We start from the raw sequence: 6,209 nt of genomic DNA on the forward strand, positions 1-6,209 counted from the left end.
CCCGATGGACCTGCCGGGCGGTCTCGCCGCCCTGCGTGAACTGGCCCGCACGAGCGCGCCCGAGCTCGAGGAGAGCCGCCGGCTGACGCCCGAACTCGCCGAGTCCATACGGCGGTCCGGCTTCGCCCGGCACTTCGTGCCCCGGCGCCGGGGCGGGAGCGCGGGCACGTTCGCCACGGCGCTGGCCGCCACGGCCGCCGTCGGCGAGGAGTGCGCGGCGACGGCCTGGTGCGCGGCGCTGTACGCCGCACACGGCCGGCTCGCCTCCTACCTGCCCGAGGAGGGGCAGGCGGACCTGTGGGGCGCGAGTCCCGACGTGCTGGTCGCGGCCGCGATCTTCCCGCCGTCCGGCGAGGCGGTCGACGTGCCGGGCGGCTGGCGGCTGACCGGCCGCTGGCGGTACGCGAGCGGCGTCGACCACGCCGACTGGGTCCTGCTCGCCTGCTCGACCGGCGCCGAGGGCAACCGGGAGCACCGGGTGTTCGCGGTGCCGCGCGAGCGGTGCACGGTGTACGACACGTGGCGCACGCTCGGGCTGCGCGGCACCGGCAGCAACAGCGTGGGCGTGGAGGGGCTGTTCGTCCCGGCGCACCGCACCTTCACCCTGGCCGACCTGGGCCGGCCGACCGGCCTGGAGCGCTGCCACCGGGTGCCGGCCGCGATGGTGGCCGCGCTCCAGTTCGTCGCCCCGGCGCTCGGCGCGGCCCGCGGCGCGCTGCGCGACTTCACCGCCGACCTCGCGGGCCGGCCACTGCCCGACGGCCGCCCTCGGCATGAACTCGCTTCCTTACAGGATGTGTTGACGTGCGTGGGAGCGGACGTCCACATGGCCGACCTGCTGCTGGAGAAGGCCGCCTGGCGGGCCGACCGGGGGCATCCGGCGCCGCTCGCGGTGGCCGAGAACATCCGGGACGGCGCGACCGCGATCCGCCTGTGCCGTTCCGCGGTGGACCGTCTGCTGGCGGCGTCCGGTACGGCGGTCCAGTCCGAGGACCACCCGCTCCAGCGGCGCTGGCGCGATGTGACGGCGGCGGCGAGCCACGCGACCCTCGACTTCGAGGCGGCGTCGGCGACGTACACGCGAGCGGTGCTCGCCGAGACGCCGGGGCTCGCGCGGACCGGGACGACCGCCCCGACCGGGATGACCACCCCGCACCCTCATTCCGGACCGGCCGGGGAGCGCGCGTGAAGGGCGCGGCGACCGCGCTTGCGCCGGCACCCGCCGGTGCCCGGCGGGCCGCCTTCTTCGACGTGGACGAGACTTTGCTCGGCGTGAAGTCGCTGGTCGGCTTCTGGGCATTGTGGGAGCGGACACCAGAGGGAAGCCAACGCGCCGATCAGTTCCGGGCGTTGCTGCACCGGATGCGGGACGGGTTACCCCGTGCCGAGGCGAACCGGGCGTACTACCGGCTGTTCGCCGGGGTTCCGCTCGCCCGGTTCGAGGAGGTGTCCGACGAGTGGTACGCCGGCGCGCGGAGCGGTGCGCGGGCGGCCGTGCCCGCCACCATGTCGGCCCTGCGCCGGCATCAGGGGCGCGGCGACGCCGTGGTCCTGGTCTCGGGTTCGGCGCGGGCCCTGCTGGCCGGTCCGGCCCGGGACTTCGGGGCCGACCTGGTGCTGTGTGCCCGGCAGACGGTCGTCGGCGGCGTCCTCACCGGTGAGGTGGACGCCCCGCTGATCGGTCAGGCCAAGGCGCTCGCCGTGCGGCGCGTGCTCGCGGCGTGGGGCATGGACCCGACCGGCTGTCACGCCTACGGCGACCACACGAGCGACCTGCCCATGCTGCGCTCGGTCGGGCACCCGGCGGTCGTCGCGCGTGACCCGGAGCTGGCCCGGCGGGCGCGGGACGAGGGGTGGGACGTACTGCCGTACGCTCCGGGCCCGTTGCCGCGCGCCGGCGGTCCGCACCACTGACGGACACCGGCCCGCCTCCCCCTCCCCTCCCCGCCCCACGCCGACGGGAGGGAGGAGACGGGCCCGCGGAACTGGCCGGAACCCGTGCTCTTCGAACCAGTCGCACAGCTGAAAACATTCCTTCGGGATGGTATCTTTGTAGGCACAGCCTGGACGATGACAGAAGGTGGGCCATGGCCAAAGTCGTGAAGCAGGAGCGCGCCCGTCGCACCCGGCAGCACGTGCTGGACGCCGCCGCGCTGGAGTTCGCGGCGCACGGTTACGCCCACACGACGCTGAACGCGGTCGCCGACCGCATCGGCATGACGAAGGGCGCGCTGTACGGGCACTTCGCGTCGAAGGACGACCTCGCCGACGCGCTGGTCGAGTCGGGGCGGGAGTTCTGGCAGTCGGCGGCGGCGAAGGCCGAGGCCTCCGGGGACTCACCGATGACCCGGCTCGGCACGGTCGTGCGCACCCTGGCCCGGGAACTGCACGAGGGCATCCGGCTGCGGGCGGCGTTCCGGCTCGTGGAGGAGCGGCTGCTGGCGGGCGACCGACAGGAGAACCTGCTGCTGGACATCCAGGGCCATATGACCGACCTGGTCGAACTGGCCCGACGCGAGGGAGAGATCAACCCCTGCTGCCCCGCCTCGGATGTCGTGGAGCTGCTGCTCGCACTCGTCTCCGCCGTGCAGTCCGCCACCCTCTCGGCGGCCGGCATCAGCCCGGTGGAGTGGTTGGAGAAGATCTGGAACACCCTGCGCGAGGTCCTGCACACCGAGCGGCGAGCCGTCGCCACGTGCACCGCATCTGATTCCGCCCGCACCTGACTCCGCCCGCATCCCGCACGCCCACCGCACCCCCCACCGAACGCGCCACCGGAGCACGGCGCATCGCATCGCGACGCGGCGTCGAAACATTCCTTCCAGAACGTATATTTCTGGTCCGGTCCGCCCCACGGGCCGGCCCCAGGGGGAGAACGAAGCCATGTTGGATCTGTCCTGCCTCGGACTGAGCACCGAGGACGTACGTGCCTACGAGTGCTGCCTCAAGCATCCGCGCAGCACCGCCGAGTCCACGGCCGAGGCGCTCGGCACCGAGCCGGGCGAGGCACAGGCCGTCCTGGGCCGGCTGACGGAGTTCGGGCTGCTGCGCGCCGACGAGGACGGCTCGCTCAAGGCGGTCGATCCGGTCATCGGCATCGAGCGGCTCGTCGAGCAGCGTTTCGCCGAGCTGAACGACGAACTGCGCCGTGTCTCCTCCGCCCGGGGAAGCATCAGCGCCCTCGCCGAGAGCTTCCGGCAGGGCAGCGCCCGGGACACCCCGCTGGACATCGAGCGGCTGACCGGCCTGCGGGAGATCCGCGAACGCCTGGACGACCTGGCCTTCTTCGCCCACAACGAGGTGCTGGGGCTGCAGCCGGGCGGCGCGTTCGAGCCGGAGATGATCGCCGCGTGCCGCCCGCTGGACCTGCGCTGCCTGCGGCGTGGGCTGACCCTGCGCACGATCGTCAGCCGGGAGGCCGTGGAGGACCCGCTGACCCTGGCCTACCTGCGCGAGATCGTCGCCCAGGGCGCGCAGGTCCGCTACACCGACCAGTCCGTGGAACGCCTCATCATCTACGACGGCGGCCTCGCCGTCCTCCCCGTCGACCCCGCCGACAGTGCCCGCGGCGCCCTCGTCGTACGGCAGGCCGGGGTCGTCCAGGGCATGGTGAACCTCTTCGAGCAGGTCTGGGCGGGCGCCCGCTGCGTGAGCGGGGCCGGCGCCGCGCAGGAGACGCTGAGCGAGGCCGAACGCGAGGTGCTGCGCATGCTGTGCGAGGTGGAGAAGGACGAGGTCGGCGCCCGCCGCATGGGCGTCTCCCTGCGCACCTTCCGCCGCTACGTCGCCGACCTCATGACCCGCCTCGGCGCCTCCAACCGCTTCCAGGCAGCGGTCATCGCCAAGGAGCGGGGGTGGTTGTGAACTGTGGGGTCCCCTCCGGGACCCGCCCTTCGGGACTCTTCCGGACCACTACCGAAGGGCGGCTCCCGGGGGCGGGGGAGCGGGAACGCTGTCAGTGCCTTGCGAAGCCCGGCGCGGCCGAGGGTTGGGTCGTCACCGGGCACCATCGGGACCTCCTCACGTACGTGGCACCCGACGAGCCGGTGATCGGTCGGAGATAGCCGTCGGGGTGTACGGGCGCGGCAAGCGCGACCGGGACGGCACCGAACTGCGTGTCATCCGCGTCGAGGACAACCGCGACGCGCCGAGCCCTGTGTAGGTCTCCCGGCGGCGGGCGGTCAGCGCCCTGCCGACCGGGCGACGCGGAAGCCCACGTCGTCGACTTGGAACGTGGGGTGGCTGCGGCGGCGCACCGAGGCTCGGCAGCTCCAGTGTTCGTCGAACCAGCCGCCGCCGCGCAGGACACGGTAGGTGCCGTAGACGTCGGGGTCGTACAGGTCCCAGCACCACTCCCAGACGTTGCCGAGCATGTCGTACAGGCCCCAACGGTTCGGCTGCTTGCCGCCCACCTCGTGGAGCCTGTCCTGCGAGTTGGCGCGGTGCCAGGCGATCTCGTCGAGCGGGCCGTAGCGGGGGCCGGTCGTGCCGGAGCGGCAGGCGTGCTCCCACTCGGCCTCGGTCGGCAGGCGGTAGCCGTCGGCCGACCGGTCCCACTCGACGATCTCGTTCCCGGCCGGGAAACGGTAGGCGGGTGTGAACCCGGCCCGCTCCGACAGGGTGTTGCAGAACCGGACGGCGTCCCACCAGGAGACGCCCTCGACGGGCAGCCCGTCCCCGTGGGCGCTTCCCGGCCGCTCGCCGGTGAGCTGTTCGTACAGTGCCTGGGTGACCTGGAAGCGCCCGAGGTGGAACGGCGCGACCTCGACGGACCACCTGCGGTCCGTCCGCCGGTCCGACAGGGTCACCCGGCCCGGCGGTACGGCGATCGTCTCGTTCCCCGGCCCCGTGTCCATACCCATGAGCACATGATCCCATCGGGCGGGGCCGGGGCCGGGTCACGACGGGCTGTGCCAGGTGGGGCGGGGGTTCCGGCGCCACACCGGCGCCGTTTCGGGTGCGCGGGTCCAGGGAGCAGGGGTCCGGGGCGGTGAGGCCGGGTCCGGCTGGGGTGGCCGGGACAGCAACAGCACGGTCAGCGCGGCGAGTTCGTGGGCGTCGGTGCGGCCACGGACGATCCTGAGGACGGCTTCGGCGTCCAGGAGGGGACGGCCGGCCGGGACCGCGCTCACTGGGGCTGGTTCCCGTGCTTGCGGCCCGGCAGCGGGGCGTGCTTGGCGCGCAGCACCGCGAGGGCGTCGACGAGGCGCGCACGGGTCTCGGCGGGGTCGATGACGTCGTCGACGAGGCCGCGCTCGGCCGCGTAGTACGGGTGCATCAGCTCGCTCTTGTACGCCTCGACCAGGCGGGCGCGTTCGGCGTCCGGGTCGGGCGCCGCGGCGATCTCCCGGCGGAAGACGACATTGGCCGCGCCCTCCGCGCCCATCACCGCGATCTCGTTCGTGGGCCAGGCGAAGGAGACGTCGCAGCCGATGGAGCGGGAGTCCATCACGATGTAGGCGCCGCCGTAGGCCTTGCGGAGGATGACCTGGACGCGGGGCACGGTGGCGTTGCAGTAGGCGTACAGGAGTTTCGCACCGTGGCGGATGATGCCGCCGTGCTCCTGGTCCACGCCGGGCAGGAAGCCGGGTACGTCGACCAGGGTGACGAGGGGGATGTTGAAGGAGTCGCACGTGGCGACGAAGCGGGCGGCCTTCTCGCTGGCGTGGATGTCGAGTACGCCGGCCTGGGCGAGGGGCTGGTTGGCGACGATGCCGACGACGTGGCCGTCGAGGCGGGCCAGGGCGCAGACCACGTTGGTGGCCCACCGCTCGTGCACCTCGAAGTAGTCGCCGTCGTCGACGATCTCCTCGATCACCGGCCGGATGTCGTACGCCCGGCTGGGGTCGGCCGGGACCAGGTCGGCGAGCCGGTCCGTGGGACGGTCGGGGAGGTCGTCCGGGACGACGGCCGGGGGCAGTTCGCGGTTGTTGGCCGGGAGCAGGGACAGCAGGTGTCGTACGTCGTCGAGGCACTCCTCCTCCGTGTCGTACGCGAAGCCGGCGACACCCGAGACGGTGGCGTGGGCGTCGGCACCCCCGAGGGCGTCCTGGGTGATGCGCTCGCCGGTGACCGCCTGCACGACGTCGGGGCCGGTGATGAACATCTGGGCGATGCCGCGCACCATGAACACGAAGTCGGTGAGGGCCGGGGAATATGCGGCGCCGCCCGCGCAGGGGCCCAGCATGACGGAAATCTGGGGGATCACC

7 protein-coding genes are annotated in these 6,209 nt (G+C 73.2%); 4 read left to right on the forward strand and 3 right to left on the reverse strand.

Going from position 1 to position 6,209, the window contains the following annotated elements:
* The first annotated feature begins 4 nt into the window (after positions 1 to 4).
* The 4 genes from ABZ854_RS30475 (at position 5) to ABZ854_RS30490 (ending at position 3,864) form a co-directional block, all read left to right on the forward strand.
* A complete protein-coding gene (locus ABZ854_RS30475; protein WP_361217146.1) occupies positions 5 to 1,189 on the forward strand; it encodes an acyl-CoA dehydrogenase family protein in 1,185 nt (394 codons plus the stop codon).
* A complete protein-coding gene (locus tag ABZ854_RS30480; protein WP_361217149.1) occupies positions 1,186 to 1,914 on the forward strand; it encodes an HAD-IB family hydrolase in 729 nt (242 codons plus the stop codon). The genes ABZ854_RS30475 and ABZ854_RS30480 overlap by 4 nt, the downstream gene beginning before the upstream one ends.
* 173 nt (positions 1,915 to 2,087) lie before the next feature.
* Positions 2,088 to 2,726 (forward strand): TetR family transcriptional regulator, encoded by a 639-nt coding sequence (locus ABZ854_RS30485; protein WP_361217152.1) that lies wholly within the window; start codon positions 2,088 to 2,090, stop codon positions 2,724 to 2,726.
* Positions 2,727 to 2,883: 157 nt separating this feature from the next.
* Entirely contained in the window at positions 2,884 to 3,864 is a 981-nt protein-coding gene (locus tag ABZ854_RS30490; RefSeq protein WP_361217154.1) for a LuxR C-terminal-related transcriptional regulator, read from the forward strand.
* Positions 3,865 to 4,181: 317 nt separating this feature from the next.
* Here ABZ854_RS30490 and ABZ854_RS30495 read toward each other — a convergent pair whose 3' ends face one another.
* The 3 genes from ABZ854_RS30495 to ABZ854_RS30505 form a co-directional block, all read right to left on the reverse strand.
* Positions 4,182 to 4,856 (reverse strand): SUMF1/EgtB/PvdO family nonheme iron enzyme, encoded by a 675-nt coding sequence (locus ABZ854_RS30495; protein WP_361217166.1) that lies wholly within the window; start codon positions 4,854 to 4,856, stop codon positions 4,182 to 4,184.
* A gap of 42 nt (positions 4,857 to 4,898) precedes the next feature.
* The gene (locus ABZ854_RS30500) at positions 4,899 to 5,132 is read right to left on the reverse strand and encodes an acyl-CoA carboxylase epsilon subunit (protein ID WP_361217157.1); all 234 of its coding nucleotides are present in this window, start codon (positions 5,130 to 5,132) and stop codon (positions 4,899 to 4,901) included.
* On the reverse strand, positions 5,129 to 6,209 hold a 1,081-nt coding region (locus tag ABZ854_RS30505), incomplete at its 5' end, for an acyl-CoA carboxylase subunit beta (RefSeq protein WP_361217159.1). The genes ABZ854_RS30505 and ABZ854_RS30500, both read right to left, overlap by 4 nt.

The sequence above is a fragment of the Streptomyces sp. NPDC047028 genome, assembly GCF_040644095.1.
In the GTDB taxonomy this organism is placed as follows: Bacteria; Actinomycetota; Actinomycetes; order Streptomycetales; family Streptomycetaceae; genus Streptomyces.